Raw genomic sequence first — 22,547 nt, forward strand, 5'->3', positions numbered from 1 at the left:
CCGTCCCCGCCGGTTGGTGGGGACGGTGGCGTCCCACCAGACGCTTGACATGATCGGCCTATTTGGGCTTCCACGCCGGCCCGTATCGTGCGTTTCCGCAGGCAAACAGGGGTGCGTGTGGCGGCGCGCATAGCGGGAAGGTCGGTTGGATGACTGACCCAGGGGAGCTGGCACGAAGCGCGCTCCAGCGGATCCACATGGCTGCCGTGAGACATCGGGACCTCGAGCTACACCACGCGGCCGACGAGATCGTCCGAGCGGCCCAGGCGAAGGACCTCGATCCGGGGCCCGTCGAGTCGTACCGCCCCTGCCCTGTGTGCGGTGCTGAGCCGGGACAGTTGTGCATCAACGTCCCTGGTCGCCCCCCAGTGACCCCGGGCGACATGCACCCTGAGCGCACGAAAAAGGAGCGCCGTTCCGTTCCCGACAGCCCTTACGGCGGACGTAGCCAAGCTCCGCGTAGCGGGAGTATGGCTTCCCGTCCGTCCCGCACGAAGGACTAGACACGCGACAGCCGGCCGGATCGAACGTGTGTTCGAGTAGGCTGCTCGGGGTGGAGGTACGTGGCATCACCAGCCGACGGTGGTGAGGCTGATCGGGGTGAGGTGGCGGACCTGCGGCTCGATCCACTGGGCCGCGGTGACCAGCTTGACGAGCCGGTCGATGCTCTCCGGCGGCCCGGCGACGAAGCTGCGCCGCTCGGCCGGGCAGCCGTACCGGTCGTCGAAGCAGCCGCCGTCGAGGGCCCGGACGACCATCCCGGCCTCGGCGGCGAGCAGCATCCCGGCGGGCAGGTCGACGGCCTCCGGCCGGTAGCCGACGATGCCGTCGATGTCACCCCGCGCCAGCATCACCCAGGACAGCAGCGGCGCCCACAGTTGCAGCACCCGCCGGGCGGTGGAGTCCAGCACCACCTTCAACGCCCGGGCGGTGCTGTCGTCCCGGCGTACCTCGTGACCCTGGGTCCAGGCCAGCACCGGCGCGGACGGCACCGGCCGGTGCGGCGCCCGCAGCGGCCGGCCGGACGGCCCGGCCGCGTGCACGAACGCGCCCTGCCCGCGCACCGCCGACCAGGTGCGGCCGGCGACCGGGTCGTGGACCACGCCGAGCACCGGCGAGCCGCGTTCGCAGAGCGCGATGCCGACCACGTACGCGGGCAGCCCGATCGCCACGTTGTTGGTGCCGTCGAGGGGGTCGACCAGCCACGCCCAGGCGTCGTCGGCGGCGTACTCGCCGCCCTCCTCGGCGATCACGCCGTGTTCCGGCCAGCGGGCCCGGATCCGGTCGACGATCAACCGCTCGGCGGCCAGGTCCAGGTCGGTGACCAGGTCGCCGGAGGCGCTCTTGGCGCGGGCGTGCAGCTCGCCTCTCATGCCGGCGCGCAGCACCTTTCCGGCGGCGCGTGCGGCGTCGACCGCGAACCGGTGCGCCTCGCGCAGGTCCGGCCCGGTTCCGAGCGGCTTCACGTCCATGGCTCCTCCAGCCGTGTCAGCCCCGTGCCACCAGTCGCGCGATCTCCCGCGCCATCCGTGCGGTCTCCGCCGCTTCGCATCGGTCCCGGCGCACCCGGTGGCTGCGCCCGTCCACCGCGCCGAGGCTCAGGTCGCAGCCGCCCGGCGTGGTACGCCCCAGCGCCACCGTCACGGCCGGCTGCCCGGGGTCCACCTCGGAGGTGTGGAACCCGCCGGCGCGCAGCGCGTACGAGTCGCCGGCCTCGTGCGTCTCCACCGTGGCGGTCACCGCGGTGACGAGGCGATCGGTCGCGGCCATCTCGTCGACGTCCGCGCGGCTGCGCACCTCGTACACCCGCCAGACCGGTTCGGCGGGCGCGTCGGTCACCTCGATCAGCTCGTTGCGCACCCGGCCGTGCAGCACGTGGCTGAGCAGATCCCAACTGTGCGAGTGCATGGCGGAGGTGGTCGGCTCGACCGGCGGCGGGCCGGCCGGCCAGGCGTGCACGCAGATCCCGTCGGAGCCGGTGCGGTCCACCGGCAGGCAGGTGAAGCCGAGCGGGTGGCGGACCGCGCGGAGCGGCCGGCGGCCGTCCGCGACGTCGTCGAGCACGTCGAGCACCCAGCGGCGCAGCAGCTCCGGCCGGGTGCCCCGGTCGATCTCCCGTTCCAGCTCGGCGTAGGTCATCATGCGTACGGGTCCCTCGCCTGGATGGCCTTGCCCACGATGTCGGCGACCTCGCGGTCACCGAAGGAGCGCGGCAGCGGCAGGCCGAGCGCGGTGAACAACCGGCGGACCTGTTCCACGGACGGCTCGTCGTCGAGCTTGACCTGCCCGGCGGCCTCGATCGGCACCCGCCGGCTCTGCTCGCGGCTGTACTGCAGCTCGATGTTGTACCGGTTGTAGTACAGCTCCTTGCGGTCGATGCGCAGCGCCGGGGTCTGCGGATTCTCCTGGGTGATGATGACGCAGCTCGACGAGAGGTCGTAGCGGAAGGTGCTCATCCGTGGGGAGAGCCGCACGTCGATGGTGAGCAGCCCGGACCGCTGCAGGTGCCAGCAGGCGGCCAGCACGGTCGCGAAGGACTCCTTGCGGGTGCGGTCGACGGTCCACCGCTCCCCCGGCGCGTTCGGCGCCAGGCTGCGCCGGAACCGCGCGTACCGCTCGCAGACGCCCTCGTCGGTCGGGTCGATGATCTCGATGGAGAAGTGCAGGGTGGCGTTGCGCCGGCGGGCGTGGTCGAGGCACTCCGGCAGGGTGACCGCCCGGGTGTAGGTGCCGGTGCCGCCCTTGAAGTCCCAGCGGTCGGTGTGCCGGCGGGCCTCGGCGAGCGCCTGCCCGACCTCGGTGCCGTTGAGCACCCGGACCATCGAGACGCTGTCGATGGCCTCCCGGGCCCGGTTCAGCGCGCCCTCCGGGCCGGTGATCTCCCGCATCTGCGGCACCAGCTCGGTGAGCCGGTCCCGGGTGTCGTTGAGCACGTGCCGCACCTGGTGCTCGGCGGTCTCCCGGCGCAGCCGGTCCCGCAGCATCGCCTGGGCGAGCAGGGCGAGGATCAGCAGGATGGCGCTGTTGACCACCTCCTGGCTGACGGTGCTGGTCAGCCCGAGGACGGCGACGGTCAAGGCCAGGAGCAGCCCGATGAAGGCGTCGAGATTGTTGACGACCCAGGTCAAGAGGCGGGCCATGACATCCCCCGGTCGATGACGATTTCCCCATGATAGCCCTTTGTCAATATCACGATCACACGCTGTTCGGCTGCCCCGAGACGGTCGGTGACGGCGGCCCGGCGGCCCGGCGGGCCGCGCAGATCAGCGAACCGCCGAGGCCCGGCGCCACGCGGGCGAGCAGCCGGGAGGTGACCCACCGGCCGCTGGGCAGCCGCCAGCCGACCTGATTGGAGCGGATCGCCAGCGGCACGAACCCGGCCCGCCGGAGCACCCGGCGCAGCAGCGACGCGGTGAACGGCCGGATGTGCAGCCAGAGGTAGGGGTGCAGCGGGTCGACCTGGCGCGGAGCGCGGCCGAGCAGAAAGGACACCCGGTCCTGCACGGTGGCCAGGTTGGGGGTGGTGAGCACCAGCAGCCCGCCCGGCGCCAGCACCCGGTGGCACTCGCGAAGCAGCGCCACCGGGTCGTACACGTGCTCGATCAGCTCACCGGTGACCAGCCCGCCGAAACTGCCCGCCCGGAACGGCAGGCCGCGGGTGGCGTCCAGGCAGGCCGGCAGCGCACCCGGCCCGGCGGCCCGCCGGGCGTCGCGCAACGCCGTCTCCGCCAGGTCCGCCAGGACCAGCGGCACCGGCAGGTCCGCCGGGTCGAGCATGCCGCGCGGGCCGCAACCCAGCTCCAGCACCGGCAGCCGCCCGGTCACGCCCTCGGCCACCATCCGGGCCGCGACCGCGCGGCGGATCCGGTGGTACGGGTCGTCGACGTACCCGTTGACCCTGGCGCCGTCATGGTAGCTGCGCCGGTTGGCCCGGCGGCCGTGCGCCTGCGCGCCACGCCACGTCCCTCCGGCCGGTGGCTCCGGCATCGCACCCTCCCCAACGTCCCCGGCGACCGTCCTGGCGTCCAGCCTCGCATCGCACGACGTCCAAGGTCGCGATCGGCGCGACGGTGTCCGGAGACGCCGACGCGGCGGCCGGAAGCCGGCCGCCGCGTCGGAGGGTGGATCAGGTCAGAGGGCGCGCGCCCAGTCCAGCCGGCTGCTGTCGTCGTACTCGTCGCCGGGGATCCACCACGGCTCACCGAAGCCGCTGGTGGAGACGATGATGTTGCCGCCGTCCGGGTACTCGTTGGTCGGCGGCACGGACAGCGCCGCGCAGTAGCGGCCGTCCGGAGAGAACACCGGCGACAGGTAGAGCCGCGGGGTGTCGGTGAGCCGCTTCAGCCCGGTCCCGTCGATCCGGACCGAGGCCAGCGCCGCGCCGCTGGGCACGTCGGTGTCCCGGGTCCAGCGGTTGGTGCAGAACACCACCCGCTCCGAGTTCGGCATGAAGACCGGCCAGTCGAAGTTCTCACCGGCCGCCTCCGGCAGGTAGATCCGCCGCAGCTTCCCGGTGGCCAGGGTCAGCGTCTTCAGCTGCGGACCCTCCGAGCGGCTGTGCCATCGGGTGACGATCATTGAGCCGTCCCGGGACCAGTTCGGCCGCACCATGTAGTGCCCCTGCACGAGCACCCGGATGGCGCCGGTGGCCACGTCGACCGTCACCAGGGTGTCGTGGTTGCGGACCAGGGCGAGCTCGGTGCCGTCCGGCGACCAGGTCGGGCTCTCCCAGTAGACGCCCTCCTCCCCCGCCACCAGCGGCAGGGTCTCCCCGGTGACCCGGTCCCAGAGCGCCACGGCGGCCGGGCGCGGCTGGCCGGGGATGTAGGAGTTGTTGCGGAAGGCCACGTACCGGCCGTCGGGCGAGGCGGTGGCGTCGTCGCCCTGGGAGAACAGCAGCTTCGGCGTGGTGTGGCCCGGCTCGATCTGGAACACGCCCGCGGCGCTGACCAGCCACGGCCCGTTGACCACCTCGGTGGTGTCGGCCGCGCTCGCCGGCGCCGTCCCGGCCAGCCCGCCGGCCAGGCCGGTCACCGCCGCGGCCCCGGCCAGGGCGGCCCCGCGCAGCATCGTGCGTCGATTCATTTCCATGTTGTGAACCCCCGTGGGAAAAGACTTCGTCCCACCCTCTAGAAGGGATAGAGCCGCCTCCATCGGGCGTCCGGCCCGAGCCGGGTGGGCCGGTCGGTCAAGGCGCGACCCGAACCCGGGCCGAAGCGGACACCGCAGCAAACCCTCATCCGGCACTAAGACCGCCGTCACGGGCCGTTCCTAGCGTGTGCGGGCATGGCGACCCCACGCCTCGTCGCCGTGCTGAGCAGAAACGGGGTACCCATGCCACCGCCACCGACGACCGCCGACCGACCGACCGGGGCCGCCGCCTGGCTGAGCTGCGCCGTGCCCCGCCCGGCCGCCCGGCTCCGGCTGGTGTGCCTGCCGTACGCGGGTGCGGGGGCCGGCGCGTACCGGCCGTGGTCCGCGCTGCTCGGCGACGAGGTGGAGGTGTGGACCGCGCAGCTGCCCGGCCGGGAGCGGCGACTCGCCGAGCCGCCGCTGACCACGATGGACGGGCTGGCACCGCCGCTGGTGGAGGCGATCGCCGAGCGGGTGCCGGCGCCGTATGCGCTCTTCGGGCACAGCATGGGCGGCCTGATCGGGTACGAGGTGGCCCGCCGGCTGGTCGCCCGGGGCGGCCCGGCGCCGCAGCGCCTGGTGGTCTCCGCGGCCCGCCCGCCGCACCGCACCGCGTCCGTCGGCGCGGCGCACGCCCTCGACGACGGCACCCTGACCGCCTGGCTGCGCGACCTCGGCGGGATACCCGACGAACTGCTCGCCGACCCCGCCCTGCTGGGGCTGATCCTGCCCACCGTGCGGGCCGACCTGTCGGTGGTGGCGTCGTACCGGCCCGGGACACCCGAGCCGCTGCCGCTGCCCGTGGACGCGGTGGCGGCGGCCGACGACCCGCTCGTCGACCCGGACGAGGTGGCCGGCTGGGCCGCCTGCACCGGGGTCTCGTTCTCGCTGACCGTCGTCCCCGGCGGCCACCTGTACCTGCACGACTCGCCTCCCCCGTTGACCCGCCTGCTGACCGGTGGACCGGCGACCCGACCCGGCACCGCCGCCCGCGCGTACGCCGAAGGGGCCACCCCATGACCCAGGACCTGCACCCCGACCTCGCCGACCTCACCCCGGAGCAGCGGGAGCTGCTGGCCCTGCGGCTGCGCCGGGCGCGGGCCGACCGCCCGGACCCCGCCGCGCCCCGTCCGCTCTCGTTCACCCAGGAGCAGCTCTGGTTCCTCGACCGGCTGGAGCCCGGCACCCCGGTCTACAACGTCCCCTTCGCCGAGCGGATCACCGGCCCGCTGGACGTGCCGGCCCTGCACCGGGCGGTCGGCGCGGTGGTCGCCCGGCACGACGCGCTGCGGATCGTCTTCGCCGAGGCCGACGGGATGGTCACCCAGCGGGTCCGGGACGCCCCGGAGGTGCCGCTGCCGGTGGTCGACCTGCGCGCGCTGCCGGCGGCGGAGCGGCGGGCGGCGGCCGACCGGGAGATCGCCGCGCACGCGGCCGTCCGGTTCGACCTCACCGCCGGCCCGCTGCTCGCGGTCCGCCTGCTGGCGCTCGCCGACGACGAGCACCTGCTGCTGGTGACCGTGCACCACATCATCTTCGACGCCTGGTCGGCCGGGCTGTTCCGGGACGAACTGGTCCGCTGGTACGGCGAGTTCGCCGCCGGCGTGCCGGCGGAGGTGCCCGCCCTGCCGGTCCGCTTCGTCGATCACGTCGCCGCCCGACGGCAGCCGGCGGCCGAGCGGGCGCTCGCCGGGCACCTGGGGCACTGGCGGGAGCGGCTGGCCGGCGCGCCGGCCCGCTCGACGCTGCCGCCGGACCGGCCGCGCCCGCCCGTGCAGACCCATCGCGGCCGGTCCCTGCCGTTCACGGTGGACGCCGAGGCCACCGGCGCCCTCGACGGGCTGGCCCGCGGGGCGGGCGCGACGGTCAACGCGGTCGCCCTGGCCGGGCTGGCCGCCCTGCTGCACCGGGCCACCGGGCAGGACGACGTGCTGCTCGGCATGCCGGCCGCCGGCCGGGGCAGCACCGAGCTGGAGCCGCTGATCGGCTGCTTCGCCAACATGCTGGTGCTCCGGGTCGACGTCGCCGGCGACCCGACCGTCCGCGACCTGGTCCGGCGCGTCCACCGCACAGTCAGCGAGGCGTACGCGCACCAGGAGGCCCCGTACGCGCGGGTGGTGGAGGAGGTCCGGCCGCCCCGCGACCCGAGCGTGAACCCGCTGTTCCAGGTGCTGGCCACGATGACCGACGGCGGCGGGGACGAGCGGCAGGCGGCCGGCGCCACCTTCGCCCCGGTGGCCGCGGAGAACGGGCTCACCGACTTCGACCTGTTCGTCAGCCTCACCCGGCGGGGCGACCGGATCGAGGGCGCGGTCGACTTCAACGCCGACCTGTACCTGGACGAGACGGTCGCCCGGACCGTGGGCCGGCTGCCGGAACTGCTGCGGGCGATGGCCGCCGTCCCGGACCGGCCACTGTCCCAGGTGGCCGGGCTGGGCCGGCAGCGGATCTCGCTGGCGGCCACCTTCACCGTCGACCCGCTGCGCGACCCGGTGGAGTTCTGGCTGCGCTTCCTGCGCATGCCCGCCGCGGTGGAGCCGGTCGGCTACGGCCAACTGGTGGGTCACCTGCTCGCCGGGGCGGAGACGGACGCCACGGTCTGCCTGCTGCGCTGGGAGGACTGGCTGCGCCGGCAGGACGGGGCCGGCGGTGCGGCGGCGCTCGACGCGGCGATGGACGACCTGGCCGCGGCGGTCGGGGCGTACCGGCGGCGGACGGCGGCGCCGCTGCTGCTGGTGGTCTGCCCCGCCTCGCCGGCGTTCGCCGACCGGCGCGCCGCCGAGCTGTCCGGCCGGCTGGACGACCGGTTGGCGGTGCTGGCCGCCCGGACGCCGGGGGTGCACGCCGTCTGGGCGGCCGACCACGCCGGCGCGTACCCGGTGAGCGAGGTCAGCGACGGGCGGGCCGACGAGCTCGGGCACGTGCCGTACACCACCGAGTACTTCGCCGCGCTCGGCACCATCGTGCTCCGCGAGCTGCGCCGGGCCGTCGGCCAGCCCCGCCGGCTGGTGCTGGTCGACGGCGAGCGGGTAGTGGCGGACCGGCTCGCCGACGCGCTGCCCGGCCACGAGGTCCGGGCCTGCCCGGCCGGCGGCCTCGCCGCCGCGCTCGCCGGCACCGACCCGGCCGCCACGGTGGTCCTCGACCCGGAACCGGAGACGGTCGCGGCGCTGCGCCGGGAGCACCCGGAACTGCTCGCGCTGACCGTGCCGGGCGGGTGGGACGAGCTGCGCCGCTTCCTCGCCCACGTCTGGCCGCTGGACCCGCCCGCCGACGACCCGGTCCCGGTCGCCGGGCTGGCCCCGCCGATCGGGCCCGAGCGGGCGGTGTACCTGGTCGAGGAGCTGAGCACTCCGGCGGCGGTCGCCGAGCGGAGCCGGCCCGCCCCGATCCGGGCCGCCGGGCCGGACGACGCGGAGACCGTGGCGCCCCGCACCCCCACCGAGGAGCGGCTGGCCGGTCTCTGGGCCGCGGCGCTCGGCGTCGAACGGGTCGGCGTGACCAGCGACTTCTTCGGCCTGGGTGGACACTCGCTGCTCGCCACCCACCTGCTGTCCCAGGTACAGGCCGAATTCGACCGGGAGGTGTCCCTCTACACCCTGTTCACCAACCCGACCGTCGCCCAGCTCGCCGCGATGCTGGACGCCGACGACGACGGCAGCGCGCTCGCCCCGCTCTCCCCCGCCGCGCCGGGCACACTCGCCGTGGCGTCCTCGGCGCAGGTCCGGCTCTGGGCACTCGACCAGCTCGGCGACGACGTCGTCCGGCACAACACCACCGCCGCCGTGGAGCTGCGCGGCCACCTCGACGAGGCGGCCCTGCGCCGGGCGCTCGACGACGTGGTGGCCCGGCACGAGCTGCTGCGCACCACCTTCCGGGACGGGGGCGGCGAGCCGGAACCGGTGGTCCACCCGCACCTCGACCCGTGGGTGGAGCCGCTGGACCTGACCGACCTGCCGGCGGCGAAGCAGGCCCGGGCGCTGCGCCGGGCGGTCACCGGGCACGCCGCCCACCGGTACGACCTGGCCGCCGGCCCGCTGCTGCGGGCCCGCCTGGTCCGGCTGCCCGAGGGACGCCACCAGCTGCTGCTCGGCATGCACCACATCGTCTGCGACAACACCTCGTGGAGCGTCCTGCTCGCCGACCTCGCCGCCCGGTACGCGTACCACGTGACCGGGGCCGGCGGGGAGCTGCCACCGCTGCCCGCGCAGTTCGCCGACTACGCCCGTCACCAGCGCGACTGGCTGGCCTCCCCGGCCGTCGAGCCGCACCTGGCGTACTGGCGGGACCGGCTGCGGGACGCGCCGCCGCTGCTGGAGCTGCCCACCGACCACGCCCGCCCGCAGGAACGCTCCGACGTGGCCGGGTACCAGTCGCAGGGGCTGCCCGCCGGGCTCGGCGCGGCGGTCCGCGAGCTGGCCCGGGCCGAAGGGGTCACCCCGTTCGCCGTGCTGCTGGCCGGCTTCGCCGCCCTGCTGCACCGGGAGAGCGGGCAGACGGACCTGGTGCTGGGCGTGCCCACCGCCGGCCGGGACCGCGCCGAGTTGGCCCCGCTGGTCGGCTGCTTCGCCGACCTGCTGCCGCTGCGGGTGGACGTGGCGGGCCGGCCCGCCTTCCGGCAGCTCGTCGGCCGGGCGTACCGCACCGCGCGGGAGGCGTACCGGCACCAGGGGGTGCCGTTCGCGACCATCGTGGAGGCGCTGCGGCTGCCCCGGCAGACCGCGTACCACCCGCTGTTCCAGTGCGTCCTCAACGTCATCGACGGCGCGGACGACCTGCCGGAGTTCCCGGGGCTGGCGGCGTCCCCGGTGGACGTGCCCAGCGTCGGGGTGGACTTCGACCTCTTCCTCAGCCTCACCTGGCAGGGCGAGGAGTTGCACGCCGACCTGGCCTACAGCGCCGACCTGTTCACCCCGGACCGGATGGTCCGGCTGTTGACCGGGCTCGGGCAGGTGCTCGGCGAGGGGCTGCGCCGCCCGGACGCGCCGGTCGGCGGCGCCCGCCAGGCCGCGCCCGCACCCCGGACGACCGGCCGGCCCGCCCCCCGCCTGGTGGTGGGCGGCACGGTGGCGCTGCCCGGGCTGCCGGACACCGTCCGGTTCTGGTCCGAGCTGCTGGACCTGCCGTACGCCCTCGGGCAGCTCCCGCCGGGCGCGCTGCTGCGGCTGCTGCGCGACCCGGCGGCCGGCCTGGCCACCGCCGCCCGGGACCGCAACGTGCTGCTGCTGCGCTGGGAGGACCGGGTCCCCCCCGGCCCGCTCGGCGCGGCCACCGTCGGGCTGCGCGACTTCCTCGCCGAGCTGGCGGCGGCGCTGGACGCCTACCGGGCCCGCACTGCCGCCCCGCTGACCCTGCTGGTCTGCCCCGCCTCGCCCCGGTACCGGACCGCGCCGTGGGAGGGATTCTTCGCCGACCTGACCGCGCGGCTGCGGGAGAGCCAGGCCGGCCGGCCCGGCGTCGACGTGGTGACGGTAGAGGCGTGGGCCCGCCGGTACCGGGTGCCGGAGCTCTTCGCCGGGGACGACTGGTCGCCGGAGCTGGCCGCGGTGACCGGCACCGTGCTGGTGCGGCGGGTGCTGCGCCATCCGGCGGTCGGGCGGCTGGTCGTACCCCCGGGGCCCGCCGATCGGCAGGCGGAGCTGGCGGCTCTGCTCGCGGCCCAGGCCCGGGCCGGGCGCGCGGTGCTGCTCACCGCGGCGCCGCAGGCCCCGGGGCTGGCCGCGCTGGTCACCGCCGGGATCCTCCGGTACGCCCCGACGCCGCCCACCGACGCCGGCACCCTGATCCTGCACCCGGCGACCGAGCCCGGCCCGCCCGACGGCGTGGCGCTGCCCTACGATCCGGACGCCGGCCCCCCGGACCTGCTGCGCGACCTCTGGCTGCTCGACCCGCCGACCGGCTGCTTCGGGCCGGCCATCATGGACGGTGCGCGGCCCGACTGGCAGGTCGACCGGATCCCCACCGACCTGCTCGCCGAGGTCGCCACCGAGCTGGCCGACGCGACCGCCGTGCGGGCCGCCGTCGCCGAGGGCTACCGGCGGCGGGCCGACCGGGCCGCCGCCGCGCCCCGCACCGAACGGGAACGCCGGCTGGTCGCGATCTGGTCCGACCTGCTGCGGACCGGCAAGCTCGGCATCCACGACGACTTCTTCGCCGTCGGCGGGGACTCGCTGCTCGCCATGCAGCTCGTCGCCCGCTGCGCCGAGGCCGGCATCGACGTCACCCCCCGGCAGCTCGTCCGGTACCCCACGGTCGCGGAGCTGGCCGCCAGCCTCGGCGAGACTGCGACGGTCGACGCCGAACAGGGCGAGGTGAGCGGCGACGCCCCGCTGACCGGGGCGCAGCGCTGGTTCACCGACCTGGTCGCCCCCACCATGGCCCGGCCCGCCCTGTTCAACCACCCCTACTACCTCCAGCTCGCCCGCCCGCTCGACACCGATCTGGTCCGCGAGGCGGTACGACGGCTGGTCGCCCAGCACGACGCGCTGCGGCTGCGCCTCTCCCGGCAGCCGGACGGAAGCTGGCGCCAGCACCACGCCGACCCGGCCGAGGCGGTCCCGTTCGCCGGCCACGACCTCACCGCCGTGCCGGTGGCGGAACGGGAGGCGGCGGTCGAGGCGTTGGCCGCCGAGGCGCAGACCGGGCTGGACCTCACCGCCGGCCCGCTGGTCCGGGTGGCGCACTTCCGGCTCGGGCCGGAGCTGGCCGACCGGCTGCTGATCGTGGCCCACCACCTGGTCGTGGACGCGGTCTCCCGGGGCGTGCTCCTGGCCGACCTGGAGACCCTCTGCGGTCAACTGGAACGGGGCGAGGAGCCGGCCCTGCCGGCGAAGACCACCTCGTACCGGAGCTGGGCCGGCCGGCTCGCCGAGTACGCCGGCTCGGCGCGGCTCCGCGCCGAGCTGCCGTTCTGGCTGGCGCAGGCCGACGACGGGGTGCTGCGACGGCTGGCCGACGAACCGGAGACGGCGCCGTTCCGCCTCGGCGACCTCGGCCTGGCCTCCGTCACCCTCGACGAGGCGGCCACCCGGGGGCTGCACGCCGCCGCCCGCCGGCTGCGCGCGAGCGTACGGGACCTGCTGGTCTGGGCGGTGGTGCACACGGTCGCCGGGCGTACCGGCGGCGCGGTCACCGTGGCGACCACCGGCCACGGCCGGGAACCGCTCTTCGACGACGTGGACGTCACCCGCACCACCGGCTGGTTCCAGGTGCTCTACCCGCTGCGGCTGGAGCTGCCCACCACCGCCGACCCGACCCGCTCGGTCCGCTCGGTGATCCGCCAGCTCGGGCCGGTCCCGGACAACGGCATCGGCTACGGGCTGCTGCGGTACCTCTGCCCCGACGCGGAGGTCCGCGGGCGGTTGGCCGCGACGCCGCCACCGGCGATCGCGGTCAACTACATGGGCGGCTTCGGCTTCGACGACGTCTCCCCGGCCAACCAGCTCCTCGACGTGTGCACCGCCCCGTTCGGGCCGACCGAGGACGCAGACGGCCACTGGCCCTTCCCGTTCGACGTGACCGGGTCGCTCAGCGGCGCCGGGCTCCGCGTCGACCTCAGCTACGCCACCCCGGCCTTCCGGCCGGACACCGCTGACCACCTGCTCGACGGCATCCGGACCAGCCTGCTGCGGCTGGCCGGGGACCACGGGCAACCGCCACGGCAGTAGGAGGATCCCCATGGCGTTCCGACGCCCGTCCCGGTTCGCCGGGTTCACCACGATCTGGTTCGGCCAGCTGCTGTCGGCGCTGGGCACCCGGATGACGAACTTCGCCCTGAGCATCTGGGTGTGGGACGCCACCGGCCGGGCCTTCGACCTGACCCTGCTGATGGCGTTCGCGTTCGGTTCGACCGTCATCTTCAGCCCGATCGCCGGCGCGCTGGTCGACCGGTGGAGCCGGCGGCTGACCGTCGTGCTCAGCGACATCGGCTCGGCGGTCACCACCGGCGTACTGCTGCTGCTCTTCCTCACCGACTCGGTGCAGGTCTGGCACCTCTACCTGGTCAACCTGGTCACCGGCGCGTTCCTCGCGTTCCAGCTGCCGGCGTACCAGGCGACCATCACGGTGATGATGGAGAAGGGCCAGTACCCGCGGGCCAACGCGATGATGTTCGCGGTCCGGACCATCCCGGTGATCTTCGCCCCCGGCTTCGCCGCCGCGCTGCTCGGGCTGATGGACATCAAGACGATCCTGCTGATCGACGCGATCTCCTACCTGGTGGCGATCGGCGCGGTGCTGCTGGTGAAACTGCCGCCGGTGCCCCGGTCGACGCACGACGACGGCGGCTTCTGGTCCGACACGACCCACGGGTTCCGCTACATCCTGGCCAGCCGGGCGTTCACCGGCCTGGAGGCGATCCTGTTCGCCATCAACGTGCTCGCCGCGGTCGGCTTCGCCCTGCTGGTGCCGCAGATCCTGGCCCGCACCGACAGCAGCACCAACGCCGTCGGCCTGGTGCAGACCATCGGCGCGGTCGGGGGTGTGGCCGGCGCGGGCCTGCTCGCCGTGCTGCCCAACACCCGGCACAAGATCCGCCGGATGCTCATCGCCATCCTCGTGTTCAGCGTCCTCGGCCGGATCATCTACGGCATCGGCGACACCGTCATCGTCTGGGCGATCGCCCTGCTCTTCCTGCACCTGGCCATTCCGTTCATCGACGGGTACGCCCAGTCGGTCTGGCAGGAGAAGGTCGAACCGGCCCAGCAGGGCCGCGTCTTCGCCGCCCGGCAGTTCATCGAGGACCTGGCGTACCCGGGCGGCACGGCGCTGGCCGGTATCGCCGCGGACCGCTGGTTCGAGCCGATGATGCGCGACGGCGGGCCGGGGGTGCCGCTGTTCGGCTGGCTGGTCGGCAGCGGGCCGGGCGCCGGCATGGGCCTGATCTTCGTCATCGTCGGCGTGCTCGGCATCGGCGTCGCGGTGGCCGGGTTCGCCTCGCCGAGCATCCGCCGGATGGAGGTCGACCTGCCCGACTACGACGAGGCCGCCGCCGGGCCGGCGCCGCTGCCCGCCCCGACCGGCACCGACGAGCTGACCGACGACCGCGCGGTGGTGGCGAAGTGACGCTCAGCGAGGTGGTGGCCGGGGTGCTGGAGGTCGACCCGGCCGAGGTGACCGACGAGTCGGGGCCGCAGACCATCGGCACCTGGACCAGCCTGCGGCACCTGCAACTGGTGGTGACCCTGGAGGAGGTCTACGGGCTCTCCTTCGCCTTCGAGGAGATCCGCGACGTGCGCAGCGTCGGGGAGCTGCGCACCGTGCTGCGGGCCAAGGGGACGGAGGCGCGATGAGCACCGACCTGTTCGCGCTGCGCACCCGCTGGCAGGCCGTCGCCCGGGGCAACGCGGACCCGGTGCTGCGGGTCGCGCTGCTGGCCAGCTACACCGTGGACCCGCTGGTGCCGTACCTGGGACTGGGGCTGCACGACGCCGGGCTGCCGGCCGCCTTCACGATCGGCCCGTTCAACCAGGTCGTCCAGCAGTGCCTGGCCGACGACGGTTTCCTCGCCGCCACCCGGCCCGACGTGCTCGTGGTGGCGCAACGCCCCGAGGAGGCCGGCGACCCGGGGCCGGCCGGCGCGGAATGGGTGGCGGAACTGCTCGCCGCCGCCGAGGCCGCCGTCGCCGCCGCACGCCGGCACGGCGCCCTGCTGGCGTACGTCCTGCCGGCCGTCCCGCCCGCCCGGCCGTGCGGGGTGGGCGACGCGCTGGACGCCGACGGGGTGGCCGCCGCCGCGACCGCCGTCCGGGAACGGCTGCGGGAGCGGCTGGCCGCCGACCCGTGGGTGCTGCTCGTCGACGCCGAGGAGGCGGTACGGGCGGTGGGTGCCCGGCGCGCGTACCACCCGGCGCTGTTCCGGTTCGCGAAGATCCCGTACACCGAGGAGGTCTTCGCCGCCCTCGGCGCCGCCGCGGCAGGGCTGCTGAGCTGCTGGTTCGGCGCGGGCCGCCGGGCCCTGGTGCTCGACGGCGACGGGCTGACCGGGGCGGCGCACCTGCTGCCGGCGCTGCGCGAGCTGCGCGCCGCCGGGGTACGCCTGGCGCTGCGGGCCGGCGGCGCCGGCTTCTGGTCGACCGCCGACGCTCCGGAGCTGCTGACCGTGTTGGACGGCTGGGTCACCGACGACCGGCCGCTGCCCGACCAGCTCGCCGAGATCGCCGCCGAGCTGGACGTGCCCGTGGCGCAGCTGGCGCTGACCAGCACCGGCAACGGTGGGTCCGACGGGCCCGGAGCCGGTGCGGGCGCCAGCTCGACCGGCCGGGACGGGCCGCGGCGGGTGCAGCTGGGCGCCGATCCGCGCGCCTGGGCGGACGAGCTACGGGCGGCCGGGCTGACCGACCGGATCCCGGCCCGGCGCTGGACCGGCGGCGCGCCGGGACGACCGGCGCCCGCCGAAGCACCGGCCGGGCTCTCCCTCGACGACTTCGTGGCCAGCCTGGACGTCCGCGTCGAGTACGCGCCGGTGGCGCCGGACGGCGTCGCGGCGGTGGCCGAGTTGGTGGCCCGGGCGCACGACTTCGCCCTCGCCCCGGCCCCGCCGGCCGCCGCGCTGGCCGACCGGGCCGGCGACCTGCTGGCGGTCCGGGTCCGCGACCGGCTCGGTGACTACGGCACGGCCGGGCTGGTCGGCGTCGACCGGGCCGGCGACCGGTGGACGGTCGACGTCTTCTCGCTCTCCTGCCCGGTACTGGGCAAGGGCGTGGAGGCGGCGGTGCTGCGCGAGGTGGCCCGCCGCGCCGGGGAGGCCGGGGCCGGCGAGGTGCTGGTCCGCTGGACCGACACCGGCCGCAACGGCACGGCCCGCCGCTTCCTGTCCGAGCTGGACGCCGTCGTGCCCGCCGACCCGGCGGTCCGGCTCCGCGCCGCCCGCACCGGAAGCGGCCAGGTCGGGGCCGCCGCCGACCGGGTCGAACCAACGGTCGGGGCGACCGGACCGGCGCCGGCCGGCGAGCCCGCGGCGGTGGCCCGGTGAGCGGGGCGCCGCCGGTCGGCGTCGGGGTGGCCGCCCTGGCGCACGTCCTCGGCGAGCCGGTCGACGTGGCGGTGGCCGCCGCCGAGTACACGACCGACCTGGACCGGGTGCGCTCCTGGGAGTACCGCGCCTTCCACCGGGCCGGCGCCGGGGTCGGGGTGACCGACCTGGCAGTGGTGGCCGGCGGCACCGCGCTGGACCGGGCCGGGGTGTCCGCCGCCGACGTGGACCTGGTCGTGCTGGCCCTCCCCGACCTGGCCGAATACCTCTACTGGGACCCGGCCGCGCACACCCAGGCCCGGCTCGGCGCGCACCGGGCCGAGGCGGTCCTGCTCAACCAGGCCTGCGGCGGCGGGGTGGCCGCGTTCGACACGGTGGCCGGCCGGTTCGCCACCCACCCCGCGTACCGGACGGCGCTGCTGATCGGCGCGAACCGGGTGTGCGAGCCGTACTGGAACCGGATGGAGATCAACACCAGCGTCTTCTCCGACGGCGCGGCGGCCGCGGTGCTGGTCCGCGACCACGACCGGTGCCGCTGGCTGGCCACCGAGACGATCAGCGACGGCCGGTACGCCGGCTTCATGCGGATGCCGGCCGGCGGGACGGCCCAGCCGTTCACCCCCGACGCCGGGACCCCCCGGGTGGGCGACCCGGCGGACCGGCTCGACGAGTTCTTCGCCGGCGACGTACGGCGGATGTTCCAGTTCGTCGCCACCATCCGGGAACGCAACCGGGGCGTGGTGGAGGCGGCCTGCGCCCGGGCCGGCGTCGAACTGGCCGACGTCCGCCGGTTCCTGCACTTCCACGACAACGTCCGGCAGTTCGCCGAGCTGGCCAAGGACCTCGGCGTGGAGCTGGAGCGGACCAACGTCGAGCTGGCCCTGGCCCACGGCCACGTCGGCTGCGCCGACCAGCTGATCGGGCTGGAGCACCACCTGAGCACCGGTGGGCTGGCCGACGGCGACCTGGTGGCGCTGACAAGCACCGGCAGCGGCATGCACTGGGTCTGCACCCTGCTGCGGGTCTGACCGCCCGCCCGGACCGACGACCGGCCCCCCGGTCGACCAACCCGTCCCCGCCGGCACGCGCGGGAGAGGAAGGACACGCGATGAGAGTCGAGGAGCTGCTCCTCCGGATCCGCCGGCTGCGGCGTCCGGACGCGGCGCCGGACCCGGAGCTGGCGCCCGGGCTGGTCCACCTGGACGGCGCGGCGGTGACCACGGTCGCCGCCGCCGGGCGGCTGCTCGCCGACGTGCCGGCCGAGAAGCTGGCCAGCCCGGACTTCCCGCTGCGTCCGCTGCGGGTCGCGGTCACCGGCACGTTCACCCCGGGCACCGTCGAGCCGCTGCTGCGGGTGGCGCTGCTGCGCATCGGCATCGCCGCCGAGCTGCACGTCTCCGGCTTCGACCAGCTCGTGCTCGACCTCAGCGGCCCCCGCTCCGAGCTGGCGGAGTTCCGGCCCGACGTGACGCTCTGCCTGCTGCACGACGGCTGGTTCCTGCCCCCCGAATGGGACCCGGGTGACCTGGCCGGGCTGCGGGACGTGCTGACCGAGCGGGTGGCGGTGCTGGCCGCCGCGGTCAGCGGGTACGCCGCCCGCAGCGACGGCGCGCTGCTGCTGCACACCGTCCCGCTGTCCCCGTTGGAGCACCGCAGCCTGGTCAGCTTCCGCGGCCGGGCCGAGCTGGGCCGGATCTGGCGGGAGCTGAACGGGCGGCTGCTGGAGCTGGGCGACCGGGACGGGACGTACACCCTGGACCTGGAGACGCTGCTGGTGGACCACGACGGCCCGGTGCGCGACGAGCGCCTGTACCGGTTCGCCAGCATGGCCTGGACGCCCACGGTGGAACGCCGGTACGCCCACGAGGCCGCCACCTTCTGCCGGGCCGTGCTCGGCAAGGCGGCGAAGGTGCTCGCCCTGGACCTGGACAACACCCTCTGGGCGGGGGTGCTCGGCGACGACGGGCTGGCCGGCATCAAGCTGGGCACCGACTACCCGGGCAACTGCCACCGGGACGTGCAGCGGCGGGCGCTGGCGTTGCGCCGGCAGGGCGTGCTGCTCACGGTGTGCAGCAAGAACGACCCGGACGTGGTGGCCGAGGCCTTCGACCAGCACCCCGACCTGCTGCTGCGCGCCGACGACTTCGTCGCGCAGGCGGTGAACTGGGGACGCAAGGACGAGAACCTGCGCCAGCTCGCCGGCACGCTCAACCTGGGCCTGGACGGGGTGGTCTTCGCCGACGACAGCCCGTTCGAGTGTGAGCTGGTCCGGCGGGAGCTGCCTGGCGTACGGGTGGTGGAACTGGCCGGCGACCCGGCCGGCTTCTCGACGAAGCTGCTGGCCGAGGGGCACTTCACCGTGCTGGCCACCGGCGCCACCGACCGGGCGCGCACCGAGCTGTACCGGGCCCGTGCCGGCCGGGAACGCTTCGCCGCCACCTTCCACTCGGCCGAGGACTACCTGCACGAGCTGAAGCTGCGGGTGGCCGTCCGCCCGGTGGACGAGCTCAGCCTGCCCCGGCTGGCGCAGCTCGGGCTGCGGACCAACCAGTTCACCATGACCGACCGGGCGCACACCGAGGCGCAGACCCGGCAGCGCGCCGACTCCCCCGACCACCTGGTGCTCGCCGTCGAGGTGACGGACCGGTTCGGCAACGAGGGGCTGGTCGGCGGGGTGTGGCTGGACCGGGGCGACCCGGACGGCTGGGTGATCGAGAACTTCGTGCTGAGCTGCCGGGTGTTCTCCCGGGGCATCGAGCAGGCGGTGCTGCACCGGGTGGTGGAGCTGGCCCGCGCGGCCGGCACGGCCCGGCTGGAGGCGCTGTTCCGGCCCACCGCCCGCAACCGGCCCGGCGCGGCCGTGTGGCCCGCCGCCGGCTTCGTCGCGGCGTCCGAAGAGGACGGTACGACCCGGCACGTGCTGCCGCTGCAACCCCCGCCCCGGCTGCTGCCGGCGTGGATCACCCTGGAGGAGGGAGACGTCCGTGCCTGAGGTGTTCACCACCGTCGCGGACCTCATCGAGCAGGTCGCGGACGTCCCGGCGGAGCGGATCTCGCCTGACGTCCGGTTCGAGACGCTGGCAAACTGGACCAGCCTGGAGGCGCTGCGGCTGCTCGCCGCGATCGAGGACGACCTTGGGGTCCGGCTGGACCTGCGGGCCTACCTGGCGGTGACCGTGGTCGGCGAACTGGTCGACCTGGTCGCCGCCGAGCTGGACGGGGTGCCCCGGTGACCGCCACCCGTACGGAGGCGCCGCCGACCGCGCCGACCCGGCTCGCCGACGCCGACCTGGACCTGCTGCTGCTGATCCGCCATTTCGAGCTGGCCCTGCTGGACATGTTCGCCCGGGGCGAGCTGCACGGCACCACGCACACCTGCCTCGGGCAGGAGTACGTGCCGGTGGCGCTGCGCCCGCTGCTCACCGACGGCGACTTCGTGTTCAGCAACCACCGCGGCCACGGGCACTACCTGGCCCGGTTCGGCGACCCGCACGGCCTGCTCGCCGAGGTGATGGGGCGCGAGGGCGCGGTCTGCCACGGGGTCGGCGGCAGCCAGCACATCCTGCGCGACCGCTACCTGTCGACCGGGGTGCAGGGCGAGAGCGTGCCGGTGGCCGCCGGGGCGGCCCTGCACCTCAAGCGGGCCGAGCCGGGGCGCCTGGCGCTGGTCTACCTGGGCGACGGCACCTGGGGTGAGGGGGCGGTCTACGAGGCGCTGAACATGGCCGCGCTGTGGGGGCTGCCGCTGGTGCTGGTGGTGGAGAACAACGGCATCGCCCAGTCCACCCCGACCACCGCCCAGCTCGCCGGCACCATCGCCGGCCGCGCCCGGGCGTTCGGCGTGGACCACCTGCTGGTCTCCTCGACCGACACCGGGGTGGTCCGGGCCGCGCTGGCGCCGGCGCTGCACCGGGTCCGGGAGCGGTCCACGCCGTACGTGGTGGAGCTGCTGACCCACCGGGTGGGGCCGCACAGCAAGGGCGACGACAGCCGCCGCCCGGAGGAGATCGCGCACGCGAAGGCGAACGACTGGTACGCCCGCTACGCGGCGGCCTTCCCGGAGCAGTTCGCGGCGCACGACCAACGGCAGCGGGCGTACGTGGCGCAGGTGGTCCGGGAGGTCGCCGGACGGCCGGCGAGCCGCTGGGAGGAGGACCACCGTGGCTGAGCGGGTGGTGGAGAACCTCAACCAGGCGCTGCGCGCGCTGATGGCCGACGACCCGGGGCTGACCCTGCTCGGGGAGGACCTGGTCGACCCGTACGGCGGGGCGTTCAAGGTGACCCGGGGGCTGTCCGGGCGCTGGCCGGACCGGGTGCTGTCCACGCCGCTGAGCGAGGGCGGCATCGTCGGGATGGCCGGCGGGCTGGCCCTGGCCGGGCAGAGCGCCATCGTCGAGATCATGTTCAGCGACTTCGTGGCGCTGGCCTTCGACCAGATCCTCAACTTCGCCAGCAAGTCCACCGCCATGTACGGGCGGCGGGTGCCGATGCGGCTGGTGGTCCGCTGCCCCACCGGCGGCAACCGCGGGTACGGTCCGACGCACAGCCAGAGCCCGCAGAAGCACTTCGTCGGCATCCCCGGCCTGACCCTGCACGAGGTCTCCCCGTTCCACGACAACCGGGCGGTGCTCGCCGGGATGCTCGCCGCCGGCCGGCCGGGGCTGCTCTTCGAGGACAAGGTCCTCTACACCACCCGGATGTACGCCGACGGCGTCGTCGACGACCTGTTCCGCTACGACCTGATCGGCCCCGACGGCGGTGTCGCCCGGGTCTGGGTGGACGACCCGGAGCAGAGCGACTGCGTGCTGGTGGTCCCCGGCGGGCTGGCCGGCCGGGCCGTGGCGGTGGCCCGGGAGCTGCTGCTCCGCGACGACATCGTCTGCCAGGTGCTGGTGCCGTCCCGGCTGTGGCCGCTGGACGTGGACACGCTGCTGCCGCCGATCGCCCGCGCCGGCCGGGTGGTGGCCGCCGAGGAGAGCACCGCCGGCGGCACCTGGGGCGCGGAACTGGCGCAGGCCGTGCACGCCCGGCTGTGGGGGACGCTGCGGGCGCCGGTGCGGCTGGTCCACTCCGCCGACCGCGTCATCCCCACCGCCGCCCACCTCGAACGCACCGTGCTGGTGCAGGACACCGACATCCACCGGGCCGTGAAGGAGGTCGTCAGCGGTGACTGACCTGGTCGTCCCCAAGCTCAACAACAACGACACGTCGTACGTGCTCACCGACTGGCTGGCCGAGGACGGCGAGCAGGTGAAGTCCGGCGACCCGATCGCCGAGGTGGAGACCTCCAAGGCGGCCGAGGAGCTGCTCAGCGACGCCACCGGCGTGCTGCACCGGCTCACCGCCGTCAGTCAGGAGTGTGCCCCCGGCGACGTCATCGGGTACGTCTTCGACAGCGAGGAGGCCCGGCAGCGCTTCCTCGCCGAGGCCGTCGCCGCCGCCGCCGCACCGGCCGAGGACGGGAACTCCGGCGGCCCGGTGCTCACCGACTCGGCCCGGGAACTGGCCGCCGCGCACGGCATCGGCGGCACCGAGCTGCGCGGGCTCGGCAAGGCGGTGGTGCGGCGTACCGATGTGGAACGGCTGCTGGCCGACCGGACGGCGGCCCCGGCGGCGGCCGAGCCGGTGGTGGTGGCCGGGGCGGCCGCGCTCGCGGCCGGCGACGGACCGGAGGCCGACGACCCGCGCTCGGTGCACCAGCTCACCCGCGCTCAGCGCGCGGTGGCCGCCGTGGTCACCGAGTCGCACCGGGAGGTGCCGGCGGCGCTCGCCGTGGTCAAGGTCCGCGCCGACGCCGCTCTGGCCGTGGCCCGGCAGCTCACCCGCGCCACCCGCACCCTGATCGGCCTGCCGGAACTGCTGGTAAAGGCGATCGGCGGGTTGCGCGAGGACCACCCGTTGCTGTTCGCCTCCCCCGGCGACGGCGGCAGCGTACGGCTGGCCGAGGCGGCCCACGTGGGGGTCACCATCGACGTCGGCACCGGGCTGTTCATCCCGGTGGTCCGCGACGTCGAGGAGCTGACCTGCGCGGAGATCGCCGAGACGCTGATGGACTTCCGCACCCGGGCCGGCGGCGAAGGCTTCCGGGCCGGCGAGCTGGCCGGCGGCACCATCGTGGTCTCCCTGCACACCGACCCCGACGTGGTGCTCGCCGGGCCGATCGTCTTCCCCGGCCAGACCTGCGTGGTGGCGATCGGCGGCACCCAGGACGAGCTGGCCCTCGACGCCGCCGGTCAGGTGGTGGTCCGCCGGTTCGTCAACCTCAGCGCCGTCTACGACCACCGGGTGGTCAACGGCCGGGAGGCGGTCGCCTTCCTCCAAGCGGTGAAGGCGGCCCTGGAGGCGCCGGACCGGCTCGCCGAGGAGTGAGGGCGCCGGGCGCCGTGGGGGCCCGTCGACGCCCCCACGGCGGCCCGCCTGCCGGGCATGATGAGGGCATGGA

At 75.3% G+C, this 22,547-nt stretch carries 16 protein-coding genes; 11 read left to right on the plus strand and 5 right to left on the minus strand.

Annotated elements, in window-relative coordinates; all coding sequences use genetic code 11:
• Positions 1–569: 569 nt before the first annotated feature.
• The 5 genes from ACFOYX_RS14460 to ACFOYX_RS14480 all read right to left on the minus strand — a co-directional run bounded on the left by ACFOYX_RS14460 (position 570) and on the right by ACFOYX_RS14480 (position 5,085).
• Positions 570–1,472 carry an inositol monophosphatase family protein gene (locus ACFOYX_RS14460; protein WP_109800704.1) on the minus strand — a complete coding sequence of 301 codons (903 nt, stop codon included), beginning with the start codon at positions 1,470–1,472 and terminating at the stop codon, positions 570–572.
• Between the two features lie 16 nt (positions 1,473–1,488).
• Positions 1,489–2,142 (minus strand): hypothetical protein, encoded by a 654-nt coding sequence (locus ACFOYX_RS14465; RefSeq protein ID WP_322438896.1) that lies wholly within the window; start codon positions 2,140–2,142, stop codon positions 1,489–1,491.
• Positions 2,139–3,140, minus strand: coding sequence for a hypothetical protein (locus ACFOYX_RS14470; protein WP_109800702.1), 1,002 nt, complete (start codon positions 3,138–3,140; stop codon positions 2,139–2,141). Before ACFOYX_RS14470 ends, ACFOYX_RS14465 begins: the two co-directional genes overlap by 4 nt.
• 55 nt (positions 3,141–3,195) lie before the next feature.
• Positions 3,196–3,987: a class I SAM-dependent methyltransferase gene (locus ACFOYX_RS14475; protein ID WP_109800701.1), complete on the minus strand. Its 792-nt coding sequence runs from the start codon at positions 3,985–3,987 to the stop codon at positions 3,196–3,198.
• Between the two features lie 144 nt (positions 3,988–4,131).
• On the minus strand, positions 4,132–5,085 hold the full coding sequence (locus ACFOYX_RS14480) for an LpqB family beta-propeller domain-containing protein (RefSeq protein WP_322438897.1): 954 nt from the start codon (positions 5,083–5,085) through the stop codon (positions 4,132–4,134).
• Positions 5,086–5,286: 201 nt separating this feature from the next.
• Here ACFOYX_RS14480 and ACFOYX_RS14485 point away from each other — a divergent pair, with 201 nt between their 5' ends.
• From ACFOYX_RS14485 to ACFOYX_RS14535, 11 genes are all read left to right on the plus strand, one after another.
• Positions 5,287–6,153, plus strand: a complete 867-nt coding sequence (locus tag ACFOYX_RS14485; protein ID WP_322438898.1) for an alpha/beta fold hydrolase — start codon at positions 5,287–5,289, stop codon at positions 6,151–6,153.
• Positions 6,150–12,800: a condensation domain-containing protein gene (locus ACFOYX_RS14490; RefSeq protein WP_322438899.1), complete on the plus strand. Its 6,651-nt coding sequence runs from the start codon at positions 6,150–6,152 to the stop codon at positions 12,798–12,800. Before ACFOYX_RS14485 ends, ACFOYX_RS14490 begins: the two co-directional genes overlap by 4 nt.
• 10 nt (positions 12,801–12,810) lie before the next feature.
• Positions 12,811–14,196 carry an MFS transporter gene (locus ACFOYX_RS14495; RefSeq protein ID WP_322438900.1) on the plus strand — a complete coding sequence of 462 codons (1,386 nt, stop codon included), beginning with the start codon at positions 12,811–12,813 and terminating at the stop codon, positions 14,194–14,196.
• On the plus strand, positions 14,193–14,423 hold the full coding sequence (locus ACFOYX_RS14500) for an acyl carrier protein (protein ID WP_322438901.1): 231 nt from the start codon (positions 14,193–14,195) through the stop codon (positions 14,421–14,423). The genes ACFOYX_RS14495 and ACFOYX_RS14500 overlap by 4 nt, the downstream gene beginning before the upstream one ends.
• On the plus strand, positions 14,420–16,105 hold the full coding sequence (locus ACFOYX_RS14505; RefSeq protein ID WP_322438902.1) for a hypothetical protein: 1,686 nt from the start codon (positions 14,420–14,422) through the stop codon (positions 16,103–16,105). Before ACFOYX_RS14500 ends, ACFOYX_RS14505 begins: the two co-directional genes overlap by 4 nt.
• Positions 16,102–17,133, plus strand: a complete 1,032-nt coding sequence (locus ACFOYX_RS14510) for a 3-oxoacyl-[acyl-carrier-protein] synthase III C-terminal domain-containing protein (RefSeq protein WP_322438903.1) — start codon at positions 16,102–16,104, stop codon at positions 17,131–17,133. The genes ACFOYX_RS14505 and ACFOYX_RS14510 overlap by 4 nt, the downstream gene beginning before the upstream one ends.
• Before the next feature lie 80 nt (positions 17,134–17,213).
• Positions 17,214–19,097 carry an HAD-IIIC family phosphatase gene (locus ACFOYX_RS14515; RefSeq protein ID WP_322438904.1) on the plus strand — a complete coding sequence of 628 codons (1,884 nt, stop codon included), beginning with the start codon at positions 17,214–17,216 and terminating at the stop codon, positions 19,095–19,097.
• Positions 19,090–19,338 (plus strand): acyl carrier protein, encoded by a 249-nt coding sequence (locus ACFOYX_RS14520; protein ID WP_322438905.1) that lies wholly within the window; start codon positions 19,090–19,092, stop codon positions 19,336–19,338. Before ACFOYX_RS14515 ends, ACFOYX_RS14520 begins: the two co-directional genes overlap by 8 nt.
• Positions 19,335–20,273, plus strand: a complete 939-nt coding sequence (locus tag ACFOYX_RS14525; RefSeq protein WP_322438906.1) for a thiamine pyrophosphate-dependent dehydrogenase E1 component subunit alpha — start codon at positions 19,335–19,337, stop codon at positions 20,271–20,273. Before ACFOYX_RS14520 ends, ACFOYX_RS14525 begins: the two co-directional genes overlap by 4 nt.
• Positions 20,266–21,279, plus strand: a complete 1,014-nt coding sequence (locus ACFOYX_RS14530; protein ID WP_322438907.1) for a transketolase C-terminal domain-containing protein — start codon at positions 20,266–20,268, stop codon at positions 21,277–21,279. Before ACFOYX_RS14525 ends, ACFOYX_RS14530 begins: the two co-directional genes overlap by 8 nt.
• Complete coding sequence (locus tag ACFOYX_RS14535) at positions 21,272–22,474, plus strand: 2-oxo acid dehydrogenase subunit E2 (protein WP_322438908.1); 1,203 nt, start codon at positions 21,272–21,274, stop codon at positions 22,472–22,474. Before ACFOYX_RS14530 ends, ACFOYX_RS14535 begins: the two co-directional genes overlap by 8 nt.
• The last annotated feature ends 73 nt before the right edge of the window (positions 22,475–22,547 follow it).

The organism is Micromonospora sp. GCM10011541, assembly GCF_042650725.1.
Classification (GTDB): Bacteria; Actinomycetota; Actinomycetes; order Mycobacteriales; family Micromonosporaceae; genus Micromonospora; species Micromonospora sicca.